Genomic DNA, 17,144 nt, shown 5'->3' with positions numbered 1-17,144 from the left:
CAACGGATATGCCCCCCAATCCCAAACATTAAAAAGACCCAGAGATCCCTATGCCACAACAGGCCCCGAAGCACGCAACAACCTTCTCCCAGGCATAAAAAAACGCCGCGTACCTTGCGATACGCGGCGCCTTCTACATCAACAGAACCTTAGGCTTGAACCACCGGAATGTTGGCGTTTGCAGCAGCTTCACGGAACTCGGCGATCTGGTCAAAACTCAGGTAGCGATACACATCGCTGGCCATGGTGTTGATTTCCTTCGCGTAGGCCATGTACTCCTCGACGGTCGGCAGGCGACCCAGGATCGACGCAACCGACGCCAGCTCAGCCGAAGCCAGGTAGACGTTCGCGCCGTCACCCAGACGGTTCGGGAAGTTACGCGTCGACGTCGACACCACGGTGGAGTTCGGTTCAACGCGTGCCTGGTTACCCATGCACAGCGAGCAGCCCGGCATTTCCATGCGCGCGCCAGCCTTGCCGTAGATGCCGTAGTAGCCTTCTTCGGTCAACTGGTGAGCGTCCATCTTGGTCGGCGGCGACAGCCACAGACGGGTTGGCAGTTGACCCTTGACCTGCTCCAGCAGCTTACCGGCAGCGCGGAAGTGACCGATGTTGGTCATGCACGAACCGATGAACACTTCGTCGATCTTCTCGCCTTGTACCGAAGACAGCAGACGGGCGTCGTCCGGATCGTTTGGCGCGCAGAGCACAGGCTCCTTGATGTCGGCCAGGTCGATCTCGATGATTTCGGCGTACTCGGCGTCGGCATCGGCCACCATCAGCTCCGGGTTGGCTACCCAGGCTTCCATCGCTTGGGCGCGACGTTCCAGGGTACGCGCATCGCCGTAGCCTTCGCCGATCATCCAGCGCAGCAGGGTGATGTTGGAGTTCAGGTACTCGGTGATCGACTCTTTCGACAGCTTGATGGTGCAACCGGCAGCCGAACGTTCGGCCGAGGCGTCGGACAGTTCGAAAGCCTGTTCGATGCTCAGGTTGTCCAGGCCTTCGATTTCCAGGATGCGGCCGGAGAAGGCGTTTTTCTTGCCTTTCTTCTCTACGGTCAACAGGCCAGCCTGGATCGCGTAGTAAGGAATGGCATGAACCAGGTCACGCAGGGTGATGCCGGGTTGCATTTCGCCTTTGAAGCGCACCAGGATCGATTCCGGCATGTCCAGCGGCATAACACCCGTGGCGGCGGCAAACGCTACCAGGCCGGAACCGGCCGGGAACGAGATGCCCATCGGGAAACGGGTGTGGGAGTCACCACCGGTACCGACGGTGTCCGGCAGCAGCATGCGGTTCAGCCAGCTGTGGATGATGCCGTCGCCCGGGCGCAGCGATACGCCGCCACGGGTCATGATGAAGTCAGGCAGGGTGTGGTGGGTCGTCACGTCGATCGGCTTTGGATAGGCCGCGGTGTGGCAGAACGACTGCATTACCAGATCGGTGGAGAAGCCCAGGCACGCCAGGTCTTTGAGTTCATCACGGGTCATAGGACCGGTGGTGTCCTGGGAGCCGACGGTGGTCATCTTCGGTTCGCAGTAGGTGCCTGGACGAACGCCAGCCACGCCGCATGCCTTGCCGACCATTTTCTGCGCCAGGGTGTAACCCTTGTCGCTTTCAGCCGGAGGCTCAGGCAGCTTGAACAGGGTCGAAGGTGGCAGACCCAGCTCAACGCGAGCCTTTTCTGTCAGGCCACGGCCGATGATCAGCGGGATACGGCCGCCAGCACGGACTTCGTCCAACAGCACCGGAGTCTTCATTTCGAAGGTGGTCAGGACTTCATCGCTGTTGTGCTTGGTGACTTTGCCAGCATGCGGGTACAGGTCGATCACGTCGCCCATGTTCATGTTGGTGACGTCGAATTCGATTGGCAGTGCGCCGGCATCTTCCATGGTGTTGTAGAAGATGGGAGCGATCTTGCTGCCGAAGCAGAAGCCGCCAGCGCGCTTGTTCGGCACGTAAGGCACGTCGTCGCCGAAGAACCACAGCACCGAGTTGGTGGCCGATTTACGCGACGAACCGGTACCGACCACGTCACCGACGTAGGCGATCGGGAAGCCTTGGCCGCGCATTTCTTCGATCTGCTTCATCGGGCCGGTGACGCCTTGGACGTCAGGCACGATGCCTTCACGGGCCATTTTCAGCATGGCCAGGGCGTGCAGCGGGATGTCAGGACGGGACCAGGCATCCGGGGCAGGGGACAGGTCGTCGGTGTTGGTTTCGCCGGTGACCTTGAACACGCGCAGGCTGATCTTGTCGGCCAGGGTCGGGCGGTTCTTGAACCACTCGCCGTCAGCCCAGGACTGGATCACGTCTTTGGCGTGCTGGTTGCCGTTCTTGGCTTTTTCCGCGACGTCGTGGAACGCATCGAACATCAGCAGGGTGTGCTTGAGCTGCGCCGCGGCAACCGGTGCCAGGGTCGCGTCGTCGAGCAGGTCGACCAGGGTCACGATGTTGTAGCCGCCTTGCATGGTGCCAAGCAGTTCAACCGCGCGCTTTTTGTCGATCAGGGGGGAAGTGGCTTCGCCCTTGGCCAGGGCAGACAGGAAACCGGCCTTGACGTAGGCAGCCTCGTCAACGCCTGGTGGAATGCGGTTGGTGATCAGGTCAACGAGGAAAGTTTCTTCGCCAGCCGGGGGATTTTTCAGCAGCTCGACCAGGCCTGCAGTTTGTTCGGCGTTAAGCGGCTGGGGAACGATACCCAGGGCTGCACGCTCTTCGATATGTTTGCGGTAGGCTTCAAGCACAGTTATTACCCTCATCAGTGGTCCCACGGGACGCTCATCCAGACATGCACGGCACGCATGCGCTCGGGGGCTTTTTGGGCCGTAGAGCCAGCGCTGCCGGCATTTCTCACAGAAGCTGCTTTCAAAGTTTTACGCCTGCAGAACGGAGCTGATGAGGGTTGGCGCTGGCTATTTATGGGGTAAATAACCGTCGCCAACACCGCTCTGAAGGAACGACTGTGCTCGTGACGCTTTGAAAACAGCTTCCAATGGATTATTGGCGCCTTACAAGGCCGGGTGATTCTACGGCAAAAAATTTCTAAACGTAAGTTACCGCGCCAAGTTTGCGGGGTGATGAACCTTAGACAAAGGGCTAATATGTGCAACTGTTTCTGATTGGCGCGTTGTTGCCCATGTCCAACCAAACCATCAAGACCCCCTGCGTCGGCCTGTGTTCCACGGTCTACGGCGACCTCGTGTGCCGGGGTTGCAAGCGCTTTCACCATGAAGTGATCCAGTGGAACGGTTACAACGAGGAAGAAAAGCGCGCGGTGTGGCTCAGGCTCGAGCAACTGCTGGTGCAAGTGATGGCCGGCAAATTGGAAGTGTTCGACCCGAAAAGGCTGCGCTGGCAACTGGAACAGCGAAAAGTCCGCTTCGTGCCTCATCAGTCCGAATACTGCTGGGCCTACCAGTTGATTGCCCGTGGGGCACGGGTCATCACTAACCTGGAGGCCTACGGCATGGTGCTGATGCCGGAGTTTCGCGACTGGAGCCTGCCGGAACTGCGCGATGCCATTGATCGGGAGTTCTTCATCCTCTCCGAAGCCCACTACCAGCGCTATATCGCGCCAGGCTTTCTTAAAGATGCGCTGGGGTACTGACTGGCGCAGATCAAAATGTGGGAGCTGGCGCTTGCGAAGGCAGTTGTAGCCGCGGCCGAGGCACGAGGCTGCGACGGGCTGCGTAGCGGCCCCAAGGGCGGTCCTGCGGACATGCATCGCAGCCTCGTGCCTCGGCAGCGGCTACAAGCGTGGATCTTCAGCGGTTGGTCGATCAGGGTTTGGTGACCAGTTCCTCGAGGTGATCCATCAGTTCCTGGGGTTTAAGTACCAGCACATCACTTTCCAACGCATCTAGCACCACTTCCGCGGTATTGCCGATCAATGCCCCCGAGAGCCCGGTGCGCGCCACGGTACCGATGATCGTTACCGCCGCTTGCCATTTATGCGCAGCATGGGGGATCAGCACATCCGCCGGGCCTTCTTCGATATGCAGGTGGGGGTCATCGATATCGAACTCGGCCTGGAACGCCTTGCACTGCTCGCGGTAGCCGGCTTCGATGGTTTCCTTGAGTTGGAGCACCGGGTCGGCGGCCGAGAGCATCGGCGACGGATGGGCGCTGATCACATGTAGCGAGGCCTTGGCCAGCCTGGCGATATCGAAGCCGTGGTCGACGATGGTGTTGTGCAGCGCTTGGTGTTCGCTGTCGGTGTTGCCCACGTCGATGGCCGCCAGGATGACGCCGCCGGCCCAGGGTGTGGCGGTCTTGACCAGCAACACCGGAGTCGGGCAGTAACGCATCAGCTTCCAGTCGGCCGGCGTCAGCAAGGCCTTTTTCAGCGGGCTGTCGGGGAGGTGCTGTTTGATCACCAGGCCACAGCCTTCGGCCTGCTGCACGTCGATGATGGTTTCATGCAAGCTGTCATTCCAGGCCTGCTCGGTGGTGACGCTGTAGCCGCCGGCGGTTAACTCGTCCTTGAGGTCCCTCAACATTTGCGAATGCTCATGCTTTTTATCGCAGACCAGCAAGTGCAGGTGCGCGCCGGTCACGCCAGCGATCAGCTTGGCGCGCTTGAGGGCCAGGCTCTCCGAATGCTCGGGCTCGATAATCACCAGGATGCTGCGGATGGCTTGCATGGTCGGGATCTCCGGAAAAGGGGTCTGGAACAACTATAGTTGCTGCTCGCCAGACGTCATGCTGACGTGCATCAAGGCCTGTGGGTGGTGGTCTGTGGCGCGGTCGGTATAATCGGCGCCCTTCGCTGTGAACCTTTATCCGTGAGCCTCATGTTCTTGACCTTTGCCGTTGTGCCGGAAGTGACCCGATGAACCTGCCCCAAATTCATGAATTCCTCGGCTGCCGCACGCCAGACGGCTGGGTCCAGGCCGCATTGGCCGATCAGGAAACCCTGCTGATCGACCACAAGAACTGTGAATTCAAGGCCGCCAGCACGGCCTTGAGCCTGATCGCCAAATATCACTCCCACGTTGACTTGATCAATCTGATGTCGCGTCTGGCCCGGGAAGAGTTGGTGCATCACGAGCAAGTCATGCGCCTGATGAAAAAGCGCAAGATCGAGTTGCGCCAGCTATCGGCCAGTCGGTATGCCTCCGGTTTGCGCAAAGTGGTGCGTAGCCATGAACCGGTCAAACTGGTGGATACCCTGGTGGTCGGCGCGATTATCGAAGCCCGCAGTTGCGAGCGTTTCGAAGCACTGGTGCCGCATTTGGACGAAGAACTCGGCAAGTTCTACTTTGGTCTGTTGAAAAGCGAGGCACGGCATTTCCAGGGTTATTTGAAACTGGCGTATCTGTATGGCGACGCCAAGGACATTGCCCAGGTGATCGACCGGGTACGCGCGGCCGAGCAGGAACTGATCGAATCACCTGACATCGAGTTCCGTTTTCACAGCGGCGTGCCAGCCTGACGCCACACCAACGCCGATCAGTGCGGTGATCCCGGTCAACAACAGGATCACCGTCTGCGCTCCCAGCGGCGCCGCCAGTAGCGCAATCAATAAGCCCGCCAAGGGTTGGGACAGATTGTTGAGCAAGGTCAGCACCCCGACGGTTTTGCCAAAATCCCGGGCCGGGATCACCCGCTGACGGACGCTGCGTATATACACGTTGAACATCTTGTCGAAACCGGTCACCAGCAAGAAGCCGACGGTGTAAGCCCACAGGTTCGGGCTGATGGCGGTGATCAGTGCGCCCACTGCAATCATTGAATAAGACACGCCGCCCAGCACCCTCAAGGGCAGGGTAGAGCGTGCCAGGAAAAACAGAATGGCGATCGTCACCACCGCGCCGGCCGCTTGCAGCCCGGCATAAGCATCCTTGCTCGCGGCGTATTGGCCAATGACCATGGCGGCCGAAGTGGCCAGGGTCACGCCGATGATCAGGTTGACACCGACGGCCAGCACGATGACTTTCTTCAACTCTGGCAGGTTACGGATATGCCCGAAGGCGATGCGCAACGGTTGCAGCCAGATCCCCGGATGTTGTTCGAAGGTTTCCAGGTTGACGCGGGTGTTGCGTTGCCAGATACGCATCGCAAAATCTGCCAGCAGGAACAGCCCGGAAACCCCCAGCAGCACCCAATGCCAGGCCCAGCCCTCCAGCATCAGTGCCGCCACCAGTGGCCCCAGCACCAGGCCGGTCTGGTCGGCGATTTGCGAGTAGGACAGGGTCTTGGCATAGCTGTACTGCTGGAAAATATGCGGCAGCAGCACTTCCCGGGCCATGATGCCCTGGGTGGTCAGTACGCCACAGAGCGCCGAGAGGATGACAACCCAGTAAATGCCGTCAAACAAGCCGTACAGCGCCACGGCCACGACACAGGCCAACGCTCGGTACACCTGGCTGATATGCAAGATGCGCACCGGTGGGAACTTGTCGCACAGTGCCCCGCAGACCGGGAACGACAGATAGCGTGGCAGCGACTCGACAAAAAATGCCAGGCCCGCCCAGGACACGCTATTGGTGGTCTGAAACACGACCAACGGCACGATGAACAGCAGAATCTGATCCGCCAGCCGGGACAGGAACAGCGACACGAAGAACGCCAGATAGTCCTTGCGCATAAAACTCCCTGTAAATTGCGGACGATGTCTCGTTAAAGATTGCAGGCTATTTGTTAAAAACTCTTAAAAGCATGAAGCTTCGTCGAAACCCGGCGCTCAATGATGGCTATAGGCTCTTAACTACCCGCGCAGCCACCTATAATACGCACACTTCAATCCGCGTTCGCACACTGGGAATTTATGGAAAACTTGGGTCTTGGCAAGGTCTTGCTCGTTGAGGACGATCAGAAGCTGGCAGGGCTGATCGCACATTTCCTTTCCCAGCATGGTTTCGACGTGTTGGCGGTGCACCGTGGCGATCTGGCGCTGGCCGCCTTTCTGGAGTTCAAGCCCAAGATCGTCGTGCTCGACCTGATGCTGCCCGGCCAGAGTGGTCTGCATGTGTGCCGTGAGATTCGTAATGTCTCCGATACGCCCATCGTGATCCTGACTGCCAAGGAAGATGACCTGGACCATATCCTGGGCCTGGAGTCCGGTGCCGATGACTATGTGATCAAGCCAATCAAGCCTCCCGTGTTGCTGGCACGCCTGCGCGCCTTGCAGCGGCGTCAGATGCCTGAACCGACGGTGCGCGGTTCCCTGGAGTTTGGCCGGTTGTCCATCGACCGCAGTTGCCGGGTAGTGAGCCTGGGGGACGAGAAGATCGATTTGACCACCATGGAGTTCGAGCTGTTGTGGTTGCTGGCCGGCAGCGCCGGGAAAATCCTCTCCCGCGATGACATCCTCAACCGCATGCGCGGGATTGCCTTTGACGGACTCAACCGCAGCGTCGACGTGTATATCAGTAAGCTGCGCGGCAAACTCAATGACAACCCTCGGGAGCCGGTGTGCATCAAGACTATCTGGGGCAAGGGCTATCTGTTTAATCCATTCGCCTGGGAGGTTTAGATGCTACGGCTGTTTCTACGCCTGTATGTGATTCTGGCCCTGGGGCTGGCGGGGGCGATCTGGGCGGTAAACTTCACCTTCGACGAGATGCTGCCTGAGGCTAACGAGACCTATAACCGTGAGGCCATGCGTGGGCCGATGTATGGCGTGGTGGAGCAACTGCGGGCGGTGCCTGACGCCGCGCGTGCCGACCGCCTGGCCGAGTTGCAAACCCATTACGGGCTGCTCCTGGCGTTGATGCCGCGCAGTGCGGCGGGGTTGACCGAGCGCGAGCAGCAACTGCTGGCGGCCGGGCAGGTGGTGGTGCGTGGGGACTTCATGGAGTTCATTGCCGATATCGACGGCGGCCCACAACTGCTTAATGTCAAACTACCGGAAGAACCCAAATGGCTGTACCTGTGGGCCTATGGTTTCCTGGGTGTGAGCCTGGCGCTGGTCCTGTATTTCTGGGTTCGTCCCCATTGGCGCGACCTGGAGCACATCCGTCTGGCGGCCCAGCGCTTTGGCGATAATGATCTGGGCTCGCGCATCCTTTTGCCGCGCCGCTCAACCGTGCGTGAATTGGCCGGGCACTTCAACCAGATGGCTGAACGCATCGAAAGCCTGATCGCCAACCAGCGTGAATTGACCAACGCGGTGTCCCACGAACTGCGCACGCCCATTGCGCGTTTGTCGTTCGAGCTGGATCAGTTGAAACAACAAGCCGACCCACGGCAGAGCCGAGCGCTGATCGCCGATATGTACGCTGACCTGGGCGAGCTGGAAGAAATGGTCTCGGAGCTGTTGACCTACGCCAGCCTCGAGCGTGGCGCCACGCAGGTCACCCGGGAAAATATCGAGGCCCACAGCTGGCTCGACAGCGTGATTGGCAGCGTTGCCCTGGAAGCAGAAGCGGCGGGGGTGCAGTTGCTGTTGCGCACCTGTGAAGTCGATTACATCCGCATTGAGCCGCGCTTTATGGCGCGGGCGGTGATTAACCTGCTGCGCAATGCCATTCGTTATGCCGACCATCGCGTCGAGGTATCGTTGGTGAAGTTTGGCGCGGGCTATGAAGTGCGGGTTAACGATGATGGTCCTGGAGTGCCGCTGGATGGCCGAGCGAAGATCTTCGAACCCTTTCTGCGCCTGGATGCCAGCCGCGACCGCCGCACGGGTGGCTTTGGCCTTGGATTGGCGCTGGTGAAGCGGGTTTGCCAGTGGCATGGGGGGCAGGTTGAAGTGCTGGATTCGGAGTGGGGTGGAGCGTCGTTTCGGATGACATGGGCGTATGTCGAATAAGGTGTAGCCGATGCCTCGGAAGTGTGCCGTGACGATCACCTGTAGCCGCTGGCGCAGCCTGCGATCGGCTGCGTAGCAGTCGCCGGGTCTTGAAACCGCTGAAGGTCCTTCGGCCCTTATCGCAGCCTCGTGCCTCGGCAGCGGCTACAGGGACTGTATCGATCACCTGTAGCCGCTGGCGCAGCCTGCGATCGGCTGCGTAGCAGTCGCCGGGTCTTGAAACCGCCGAAGGTCCTTCGGCCCTTATCGCAGCCTCGTGCCTCGGCAGCGGCTACAGGGGCGGTGTCGATCCTGTAGCCGCTGGCGCAGCCTGCGATCGGCTGCGCAGCAGTCGTAAGGGTCTTGAAACCACTCAGAACGTGTAGTCAATCACCCCCATCACCGACGTCTGCAAGCGTCGCTCGACAATCGGGCTGTTGCCCGCCTCATTGGCCAGGTACTGCACATCCAGCAGGGTCGAGAACCGGGTGTGTTCGTTGATCGGCAAACTCCACACCAGGGTCATCCCGTTACTGATCATGCCCCCCTTGGCATCATAAGCACGGAAGCGACTTTGGGCCGCCTGGCCGGTGGTCACGCCATACCAGGTCTGCATGTAGTTGCCATCGCCGAACCGGCTGTTGAGGCTGGCGTCCAGCGAGCCGTATCGGCCCTCATACAGGTTGGTGCCGACGGTCAACTCCAGGGAAGTGAAGGTCTTGCCGCTGTCTTTGTGGTCGTCCTCTTTCAGAGCGTGCTCCAGGGTTGCGCCGAGGATCACCGAGCCCAGGGTGTAGCTGCCGCTGATGCCGACCTGGGCGCGGGTCTTGATCTCACCCATGCCTTTGAGTTTGTCGGAGCCTGCGTGAGTACTGCTCTTTTTGTCCTTGCGCCCGGCACTGGTGCCGACATAGGCACTGAAGCTGGCGTTGTCTCCTTCATAGCCCCAGCCCAGACCTTTGTCGGTGTTGAGGAAAATTCCCCATGGGCTGATGATCTCGCCACCCAGCAACGGGGCGGTCACTCGCTCGTCGCTGCCGCTGTAGCGCGGCAGGTTGGCCACGCCGGCCTTCAGGCTGTATTGCCAGTCTTCGGCCAATACGCTGTTGGCGCTGGTGAGCAGGCACAGCGAGGTGAGCGACAGACAGAGGTTTGTTGAACGCATGTTGGTTTTCATCCGTGGTTTAGAAATTCAAGTTGACGTGAGGTGAATCGGTACGCTTGAAGTGGTAACCCGAGGCACTGAGACCGTTGACCTGGCGGCCCACGGTGTCGCCCAGGCCATAGCCGTTGCCGGCCAGCACCGCGTGGGCGTTGTCCACGGGCAACAGGATGTAATCGGTCAACGGTTCGTCATGCAGCTGCCCGCGAATCACCAGGAAACCCTCTTCCAGGCGTACGCTGATGCCGCTCAGCGGGGCATCGGGCTCATGGGTGTTGAGCACTTGATAAGTGCCGACGGTGTTGGCCCAGGCGCCGGTCAGTGGTGTCGGTTCGATCCGCTCACCCACCGGTACCCGTTGACCATGGCTCTTGGCGATCAGTACTTGGCGTCCTTGAACGGTCACCACATCCAGCTGTACCCGGCTCAATTCACCGAGGTCCTTGAGCCACAAACCGAGGACTTTTTTCTGGGCCCGCAGCCAGTCATGGTCGTCGCGCAGCAGTTCGAAGCGGGTGTCGGACAGCTCACCGTACAGCTGGCCGTTGTCATCCTTGATGCGGAAGACGCCCCAGGCGGTGGCATAAAAACCGGCCAGGCGCTTGCGGTCGACAGCGCCAGGGATACGGCGATGATCCTGGCCACCGGTCGGCTTCTGGCAATCGTCGGTACAGGCGACTTCACCGCTCTGCGCCTGGAGCATCATGCGCAGGGCGTGGGTGGCCAGGGACGCGACCATGTCTTCGGCGTTGCTGTCGTTGGCCATGATGATCACGGCCAACTGCTGGTCAGGCAGCATCGTCAGTTGGGCGGCGAAGTCGTCACCGGCACCACTGTGCTGATACGTCCGCACGCCAGGAGCGACAGGTTCATCGCCACAGGGCGCAAGAAACCAGCCCAGGCCGATCTTGCAGTCGAAGTCCAGTACGTTACCGACGTTTTGCTGGGTGAACATTTCGTTGATGGACGCACCGTCCAACACGCGTTTGCCTTTGTAGTTGCCCTGGGCGAACAGCATCTGCACGTAATGACTGAGGTCCTTGGGGCTGGCCCACAAACCGCTGGCGGCCAGGTCGCGGACTTGAGCGTCGGTGCTGGCGGTGCCGTCCTGATAACCCTGGGAACGGTTACCGACGTCAGCATGGGTACCCACAAAACTGGATTGATCCATCTCCAGAGGTTTCAACAGGCTGCGCTGCAACTGGCGCTCGAAGTCTTGACCGGCACTGCGTTCGATGGCTGCACCCACCAGCGCATAACCCAGGTTGGAATAGGCCACTTGTGTGCCTGGCGGCGTGCTCAGCCAAATGCCTGAGACCCGCATCGGCATCTGGCTCATGGCGAACCCGCTGCGCAGGTCCCGCAAGTGTTCGCTGGGCAATCCGGATTGGTGGCTGAGCAAGCGACGCAGGGTCACGTCGCGGTCGGCGGTGCTTGGGTCGGCATGAAAGCGCGAGCGCACGTAGAACTCCTTGAGGGTGTCCCGGATCGGCGCATCGAGGGCCAGGCGGTTTTGCTCTACCAACTGTAAGGCGGCACTGGCCGTGATCAGCTTGGAAATCGCTCCGGCGCGGAACGCTGTATTGGGTGAAACCGGCACGCCTCGGGCCTTGTCGGCATAGCCGAACCCACGGGCCCAGATCAGCTCCTGGCCGTTGACCAGGGCAATGGACAACCCCGGTACGTTAGAGCGTGCCATCTCCAGGGGAATGCGGTTTTGCAGGTAGCGAATTATTGCGCCGTAGTCGCCCTTCGTGACGGACGGGGCTGCAGGTGGCTGGGCATGGCAGCCGATGCTGCCGAGCAGACAGCCCAGCAGCGGAATACTGCGCAATGTGCGAAACATGACGAACACCCAGCAGGTAATTTGGATGCTCGAATGCTAGGGGAGGGTTGTCCAACAATCTTTGAGAGCTTTGTCAGGAAACTGTCAAAGACTGTTAAGTGGATGAATGTGTGGTGTTTCAGTTACATGCGGCGGTCCTGAAAACCATCCCTTGGGGCCATGCCCTTTCAAGGTCTTTGAAAAACAGTTTTTTGGATAATACCGGTCACTTGGAGCGAACACTGACCTTGTGGCGAGGGGGCTTGTCCCCCGTTGGGCTGCGAAGCGGCCCCAAAAGGATCGCTGAGTTTTTTCAGATAGATCGAGATGGCAGGTTTTAGGGCCGCTTCGCAGCCCAACGGGGGACAAGCCCCCTCGCCACAGAGGAAGTGTTCGCTCTCCAAGTACGGCTGACTCTTCTAAGACCTTGACAGGCATACCCCTCAGGGCGACACCAACCCCAACCGCTCATGCCACTGCGCAATCGACTCCTCGGGGTACTCATCAAACTGCTGGTCCCCTGGGCGTACCGTAACTTCCACCCACGGCGCCCTGGAGCCCAGCATCAAATGCGTATGTTCCGGCGGTACCGGCAGCGGTGTGTCGATGGTCGACGCAAATGGATGAATCAACTCCGGCCATTCAGGGCTGAACAACCACAACGCAGTACCGCACTGTGAGCAGAAATGCCGTTCGGCGCTGCTGGCATGAAAGCGGCTGTCTCCCGGCGATTTCATCCGCGCGTGATAGATCGAGATCTGCTTGCGCCCACGAACTTTCAGGCTGCTGGCGTCACCGCCGAGGTTGATCGCATAACCGCCACCGCCCTGGGTCTTGCGGCAGATCGAGCAGTAACAGCGCTGGTAAGGGTAGGGGTGAACACTGGTCAAGCTGAACGTGACTGCGCCGCAATGGCAGGAACCTTCGAGCAACATGGGGCGATCTCCTCTATGCAAGGTGGGCGTCCTTTACAGGGTAGTCGCCCGCTTCGCCTTGGCAACGCGTTCACATCCGGCGTGTCAGACTGCGGACGTCGGCATCAACGTGGCGATCAACGCGCGAATGGTGCCGGGCAAGGCTTCCAACTCCCGCACCAGGATGCTGCGTTCGCGCATCGCCCAGCTTTCGTCGAGCTTGATGGTCACCAACTGCATGGTCCGGCTGTGCCGCACGGCGGCGGATTCCGGGATGATGCCAATGCCCACGCCGGCCTCGACCATCCGGCAGATCGCCTCGAAGCTCGACACCTGAATCCGCAACGACAAGTGCTTGCCCAAACGCTCGACATGCTCGCGCAGAAAGCTCAGCAAGGTGCTGCCTTCGTGCAGGCCGATGTGTTGATAGGCCAGGGTTTGTTCCAGCGTCACGGACGGCTGGTCCGCCAGGGGGTGACCCACGGGTACCATCAGCACCAGGTGATCGGTGCTGAAATGCAGTACTTGCAAGCCTGCGGCTTCCACCGGGCCGGCGATGATGCCCATGTCGCTGGTGCCGTCGAGCACGCCGCGGACGATGTCCCGGGACAAGCGCTCTTGCAGGTCCACGGTGACGCCGGGGCGTTTGGAGAGGAAGCCGGCAAGCACCTCCGGAAGAAATTCGGTCACCGCGGTGGTGTTGGCGAAGATACGGATATGCCCGGCCGAGTCGGCGCCGTATTGGGTGAACTCGCTCTTCAGGTAGTCCACCTGGCGCATGATCAACCGGGCGTGGTGCAGCAGCCGCTCGCCGGCCGGGGTGACCTCCACGCCACGGCTGTCGCGGTACAGCAGGCGAGTTTCCAGTTGACCTTCCAGGGCTTTGATTCGCGCGCTGGCGGCGGCCGGTGAGAGAAACGCACGTTTGGCGCCCTGAGTCAGGCTCGGGGACTCGGCGATATGGATAAACAGGCGCAAGTCGGCCAGATCGAAGTGCATAGGAGTCTCCCGAATAAGTCAGCGGCGTTCAGCATAGCCGAACGCTGCTTTATTGAAATGCAAATTCTCAGAACGGCGAAGGGCTTGCATGATCCGGACAGATTCCCTGCCCGAGGACATGACCCCGATGAGCGCCACAGACTGGATCGGCCGTAGCGAAACAGCCCACGACCACTTGAGCCACAACCTGCTCAAACGCATCGCTGCGACCTTGGGCGAGACCGTGCCGGCAGATGGCGAAGCCGTCCCGCCGCTGTGGCAATGGTGTTTTTTCCAGGACCCGCTGCCGGAATCTGCCCTTGGCAGCGACGGTCATCCGGCCCGTGGCGGCTTCTTGCCGCCGGCCGATAATCGCAACCGCATGTGGGCCGGCGGGCGTATCGAGTTTTTCCATGCCTTGCGCGCCGGTGAGTCCGCCAGCCGTGTCTCCACCATCACCCAGGTGGAAGAAAAAACCGGTCGCACCGGTTCGCTGTTGTTTGTCACCGTGCGCCACGATTATTCCCAGGATGGCCGCCTGGCGATCCGCGAAGAACAGGACATTGTCTACCGCGAGCCCACGCCACCCAAGCAGGGCAGTGGCGACGCATTGCCCCAGGGCGATTGGCGCGAAGCCGTCGATCCGACTCCGACCTTGCTGTTCCGCTACAGCGCCGTGACCTTCAACGGCCACCGCATTCATTACGACTACCCCTACGTCACCGGCACCGAAGGCTATTGCGGCCTGGTGGTGCACGGCCCACTGATCGCGACCTTGAGTCTGCGGGCGTTTTGCCGCGCCCATCCTGAGGCGACTTTGCGCCGCTTTGCCTATCGCGGCGTGCGGCCACTGATCGCCCCGCAGCCCTTTGAAGTCGGCGGGCGCATCACCGCGCCCGGTGTCGCTGAACTCTGGGCCGGCAACGCTGATGGCCTGGCCCAGCGCGCCGACATTTCTTTCGAATAGACCCATAACAACAGGCGGAGAGCCGTTAATGAATCCCAACGACAACGACGAACTGAACGCCATTCGCGAAGGCGTGCGCGCCTTGTGTGCCGAGTTCGATGCTGCTTACTGGCGCAAGGTTGATGAAGAAAAGGGCTTCCCCGAAGCCTTCGTCAAGGCCCTGACCGACGCGGGCTGGCTGGCGGCGATGATTCCGGTGGAATACGGCGGATCGGGCCTGGGCCTGGCCGAAGCTTCGGTGATCCTCGAAGAAGTGAACCGCTGCGGCGGCAATTCCGGCACCGTCCACGGCCAGATGTACAACATGTTCACCTTGCTGCGCCACGGCAGCGAGGCGCAGAAGCGTTTCTACCTGCCGAAATTGGCCAGCGGTGAATTGCGCCTGCAGTCCATGGGCGTCACCGAGCCCACCACCGGTACCGATACCACCAAGATCAAGACCACCGCCATCAAACGCGGCGACAAGTACGTGATCAACGGCCAGAAGGTGTGGATCTCGCGGGTTCAGCACTCTGATCTGATGATCCTGCTGGCACGCACCACACCGCTGGCCGAGGTCAAGAAGAAGTCTGAAGGCATGTCGATTTTCCTGGTGGACCTGCGTGACGCCATTGGCAACGGCCTGACCGTGCAGCCCATCGCCAACATGGTCAACCACGAAACCAACGAGCTGTTCTTCGACAATCTTGAGTTGCCGCAAGACAGCCTGATTGGCGAGGAGGGCAAGGGCTTTCGCTACATCCTCGACGGCCTGAATGCCGAGCGCACGCTGATCGCTGCCGAATGCATCGGCGACGGCCGTTGGTTTATCGAGAAGGCCAGCGCTTATGCTCGCGACCGCGTGGTATTTGGCCGGCCCATCGGACAGAACCAGGGGGTGCAGTTCCCGATTGCCGAAGCCCATATCGAAATCGAAGCGGCGGACCTGATGCGCTGGCGTGCCTGCGAGGAATACGACAGCGGCGTCAATGCCGGGGCCAGCGCCAATATGGCCAAGTACCTGGCGGCCAAGGCCTCCTGGGAAGCGGCCAACGCCTGCCTGCAAACTCATGGCGGCTTTGGCTTTGCCTGCGAATACGACGTGGAACGCAAGTTCCGCGAGACCCGCCTGTACCAGGTGGCGCCGATCTCTACCAACCTGATCCTGTCGTACGTGGCCGAGCACCTGCTCGAGCTGCCGCGCAGCTTCTGAGGGCCTGACCATGAGCCATACCCAGGCCCTGTGCCGATTCCTCGCTGCGCTGGATTACGAGCAACTGCCCGACAGCGTGCTGGCCCGCACCGAGGACCTGTTTCTCGATTGGCTCGCTTCGGCGCTGGCCAGCCAAGGTGCCCATCCGATCCCATTGTTCGAGCGTTATGCCAAGACAATGGGCCCGGCCACCGGACCTGCGCAGATCATCGTCAACGGCGCCAGCAGCAGTGCGTATTTTGCCGCGTTGGTGAACGCCGCTTCGTCGCACCTGGTGGAGCAGGACGACTTGCACAACAGTTCGGTCTTGCACGCGGCGACCGTGGTATTTCCTGCGGTATTTGCGGCGGCGCAGGACCTCGGCAAGTCAGGCCGTGAACTGCTGCTGGCCTCGGTGGCCGGCTACGAGGCGGGGATTCGCATCGGCGAATTCATGGGCCGTTCCCATTATCGAATTTTCCACACCACGGCCACCGTCGGCACCCTGGCCGCCGCCGTCGCGGTAGGCAAATTGCTGGACTTCAACGAAGAGCAGTTCATCAACCTGTTGGGCAGTGCCGGCACCCAGGCCGCTGGGCTCTGGGAGTTCCTGCGGGACGCCGCCGACTCCAAGCAGTTGCACACCGCCAAGGCGGCTGCCGATGGCTTGCTGGCAGCGTATTTGACGGCAGACGGCCTGACCGGTGCGCGCAATATTCTGGAAGGCGATCAGGGCTTGGCGGCGGGCATGTCCACCGACGCTGATCCGAGCAAATTGTCCGATCGCCTGGGCAGTCGCTGGGCGTTGCTGGAAACCTCGTTCAAGTTCCACGCGTCTTGCCGTCACACCCACCCGGCCGCCGATGCGCTGCTGGGTTTGATGCAGCGTGAAGGCCTCAGCCATGAGCAGATCGCCCGCGTGGAAACCCGCGTTCACCAAGGCGCCATCGACGTATTGGGCCGCGTGGTCGTGCCGCAGACCGTACACCAGGCCAAGTTTTCCATGGGCACGGTGTTGGGGCTGATCGCCGTACACGGCAAGGCTGGGCTGACTGAATTCCATGAGTTTGCGCTTAACGATTCGGCCGTGTCGGCGTTTCGCGACAAGGTCGGCATGACCCTGGATCGCGAAGTCGATGACGCTTATCCGCAGCGTTGGCTGGGCCGGGTGGTGGTCACCACGGTTGACGGATGCGTGCTGCAGGGCGCCATCGACGAACCCAAGGGCGATCCGGGCAACACGCTGAGCCGGAAGGAGCTGGCTGACAAGTTTCAGCGCCTGACCCAGTTCAGTGGTGCCCGCACACCTGCGCAGAGCGATGAACTGATCCAGAAGGTCTGGGACTTGCGCAACGCCGTATCCCTGGCTCATTGGCTTTAAGGAACC

14 protein-coding genes are annotated in these 17,144 nt (G+C 60.6%); 7 read left to right on the top strand and 7 right to left on the bottom strand.

The features are described 5' to 3' along the window. Window positions 1-149: 149 nt before the first annotated feature. The gene (gene acnB / locus J7E41_RS09245) at window positions 150-2,750 is read right to left on the bottom strand and encodes a bifunctional aconitate hydratase 2/2-methylisocitrate dehydratase (protein ID WP_214992185.1); all 2,601 of its coding nucleotides are present in this window, start codon (window positions 2,748-2,750) and stop codon (window positions 150-152) included. A gap of 392 nt (window positions 2,751-3,142) precedes the next feature. Between acnB and J7E41_RS09240 the strand changes: the two genes are divergently transcribed. Further along, the gene (locus J7E41_RS09240) at window positions 3,143-3,613 is read left to right on the top strand and encodes a DUF1289 domain-containing protein (protein ID WP_214992183.1); all 471 of its coding nucleotides are present in this window, start codon (window positions 3,143-3,145) and stop codon (window positions 3,611-3,613) included. 172 nt (window positions 3,614-3,785) lie between these two features. On the opposite strand, the gene J7E41_RS09235 is transcribed toward J7E41_RS09240, so the two are convergent. Next, window positions 3,786-4,649 carry a universal stress protein gene (locus J7E41_RS09235; protein WP_214991963.1) on the bottom strand — a complete coding sequence of 288 codons (864 nt, stop codon included), beginning with the start codon at window positions 4,647-4,649 and terminating at the stop codon, window positions 3,786-3,788. A gap of 188 nt (window positions 4,650-4,837) precedes the next feature. Between J7E41_RS09235 and J7E41_RS09230 the strand changes: the two genes are divergently transcribed. Then, window positions 4,838-5,440 (top strand): tRNA-(ms[2]io[6]A)-hydroxylase, encoded by a 603-nt coding sequence (locus J7E41_RS09230; RefSeq protein ID WP_214991961.1) that lies wholly within the window; start codon window positions 4,838-4,840, stop codon window positions 5,438-5,440. Here J7E41_RS09230 and J7E41_RS09225 read toward each other — a convergent pair. After that, window positions 5,396-6,595: an MFS transporter gene (locus J7E41_RS09225; RefSeq protein ID WP_214991958.1), complete on the bottom strand. Its 1,200-nt coding sequence runs from the start codon at window positions 6,593-6,595 to the stop codon at window positions 5,396-5,398. The genes J7E41_RS09230 and J7E41_RS09225 overlap by 45 nt on opposite strands. Before the next feature lie 180 nt (window positions 6,596-6,775). Between J7E41_RS09225 and J7E41_RS09220 the strand changes: the two genes are divergently transcribed. Beyond that, on the top strand, window positions 6,776-7,483 hold the full coding sequence (locus J7E41_RS09220; RefSeq protein ID WP_214991956.1) for a winged helix-turn-helix domain-containing protein: 708 nt from the start codon (window positions 6,776-6,778) through the stop codon (window positions 7,481-7,483). Continuing rightward, a complete protein-coding gene (locus J7E41_RS09215; RefSeq protein WP_214991954.1) occupies window positions 7,484-8,761 on the top strand; it encodes an ATP-binding protein in 1,278 nt (425 codons plus the stop codon). Between the two features lie 352 nt (window positions 8,762-9,113). On the opposite strand, the gene J7E41_RS09210 is transcribed toward J7E41_RS09215, so the two are convergent. The 4 genes from J7E41_RS09210 to J7E41_RS09195 form a co-directional block, all read right to left on the bottom strand. Beyond that, entirely contained in the window at window positions 9,114-9,905 is a 792-nt protein-coding gene (locus tag J7E41_RS09210; protein WP_214991952.1) for a MipA/OmpV family protein, read from the bottom strand. A gap of 19 nt (window positions 9,906-9,924) precedes the next feature. After that, window positions 9,925-11,748: a serine hydrolase domain-containing protein gene (locus J7E41_RS09205; RefSeq protein ID WP_214991950.1), complete on the bottom strand. Its 1,824-nt coding sequence runs from the start codon at window positions 11,746-11,748 to the stop codon at window positions 9,925-9,927. A 422-nt stretch (window positions 11,749-12,170) separates the two neighbouring features. Then, the gene (locus J7E41_RS09200; protein WP_214991948.1) at window positions 12,171-12,662 is read right to left on the bottom strand and encodes a GFA family protein; all 492 of its coding nucleotides are present in this window, start codon (window positions 12,660-12,662) and stop codon (window positions 12,171-12,173) included. 84 nt (window positions 12,663-12,746) lie between these two features. After that, window positions 12,747-13,640 (bottom strand): LysR family transcriptional regulator, encoded by an 894-nt coding sequence (locus J7E41_RS09195; RefSeq protein WP_214991946.1) that lies wholly within the window; start codon window positions 13,638-13,640, stop codon window positions 12,747-12,749. A 127-nt stretch (window positions 13,641-13,767) separates the two neighbouring features. On the opposite strand from J7E41_RS09195, the gene J7E41_RS09190 reads away from it, so the two are divergent. The 3 genes from J7E41_RS09190 to J7E41_RS09180 are packed head-to-tail and all read left to right on the top strand — an operon-like array spanning window position 13,768 to window position 17,138. Further along, entirely contained in the window at window positions 13,768-14,586 is an 819-nt protein-coding gene (locus J7E41_RS09190) for an FAS1-like dehydratase domain-containing protein (protein WP_214992181.1), read from the top strand. A gap of 28 nt (window positions 14,587-14,614) precedes the next feature. Further along, entirely contained in the window at window positions 14,615-15,778 is a 1,164-nt protein-coding gene (locus J7E41_RS09185) for an acyl-CoA dehydrogenase family protein (RefSeq protein ID WP_214991944.1), read from the top strand. A gap of 10 nt (window positions 15,779-15,788) precedes the next feature. After that, window positions 15,789-17,138 (top strand): MmgE/PrpD family protein, encoded by a 1,350-nt coding sequence (locus J7E41_RS09180; protein WP_214991942.1) that lies wholly within the window; start codon window positions 15,789-15,791, stop codon window positions 17,136-17,138. The last annotated feature ends 6 nt before the right edge of the window (window positions 17,139-17,144 follow it).

The sequence above is a fragment of the Pseudomonas fluorescens genome, from assembly GCF_018614655.1.
GTDB lineage: Bacteria > Pseudomonadota > Gammaproteobacteria > Pseudomonadales > Pseudomonadaceae > Aquipseudomonas > Aquipseudomonas fluorescens_BX.
Note: the sequence above shows the minus strand (reverse complement) of the source record. Positions and strands in the feature narration are given on the sequence as shown.

Bases quoted from the DNA above. Each gene is read 5' to 3' on its own strand.
- J7E41_RS09185 (WP_214991944.1), top strand. From the start codon at position 14,615: ATGAATCCCAACGACAACGACGAACTGAACGCCATTCGCGAAGGCGTG.
- J7E41_RS09230 (WP_214991961.1), top strand. From the start codon at position 4,838: ATGAACCTGCCCCAAATTCATGAATTCCTCGGCTGCCGCACGCCAGAC.
- J7E41_RS09180 (WP_214991942.1), top strand. From the start codon at position 15,789: ATGAGCCATACCCAGGCCCTGTGCCGATTCCTCGCTGCGCTGGATTAC.
- J7E41_RS09215 (WP_214991954.1), top strand. From the start codon at position 7,484: ATGCTACGGCTGTTTCTACGCCTGTATGTGATTCTGGCCCTGGGGCTG.
- J7E41_RS09240 (WP_214992183.1), top strand. From the start codon at position 3,143: ATGTCCAACCAAACCATCAAGACCCCCTGCGTCGGCCTGTGTTCCACG.
- J7E41_RS09200 (WP_214991948.1), bottom strand. From the start codon at position 12,662: ATGTTGCTCGAAGGTTCCTGCCATTGCGGCGCAGTCACGTTCAGCTTG.
- J7E41_RS09225 (WP_214991958.1), bottom strand. From the start codon at position 6,595: ATGCGCAAGGACTATCTGGCGTTCTTCGTGTCGCTGTTCCTGTCCCGG.
- J7E41_RS09190 (WP_214992181.1), top strand. From the start codon at position 13,768: ATGAGCGCCACAGACTGGATCGGCCGTAGCGAAACAGCCCACGACCAC.
- J7E41_RS09195 (WP_214991946.1), bottom strand. From the start codon at position 13,640: ATGCACTTCGATCTGGCCGACTTGCGCCTGTTTATCCATATCGCCGAG.
- J7E41_RS09220 (WP_214991956.1), top strand. From the start codon at position 6,776: ATGGAAAACTTGGGTCTTGGCAAGGTCTTGCTCGTTGAGGACGATCAG.
- J7E41_RS09235 (WP_214991963.1), bottom strand. From the start codon at position 4,649: ATGCAAGCCATCCGCAGCATCCTGGTGATTATCGAGCCCGAGCATTCG.
- J7E41_RS09205 (WP_214991950.1), bottom strand. From the start codon at position 11,748: ATGTTTCGCACATTGCGCAGTATTCCGCTGCTGGGCTGTCTGCTCGGC.
- J7E41_RS09210 (WP_214991952.1), bottom strand. From the start codon at position 9,905: ATGCGTTCAACAAACCTCTGTCTGTCGCTCACCTCGCTGTGCCTGCTC.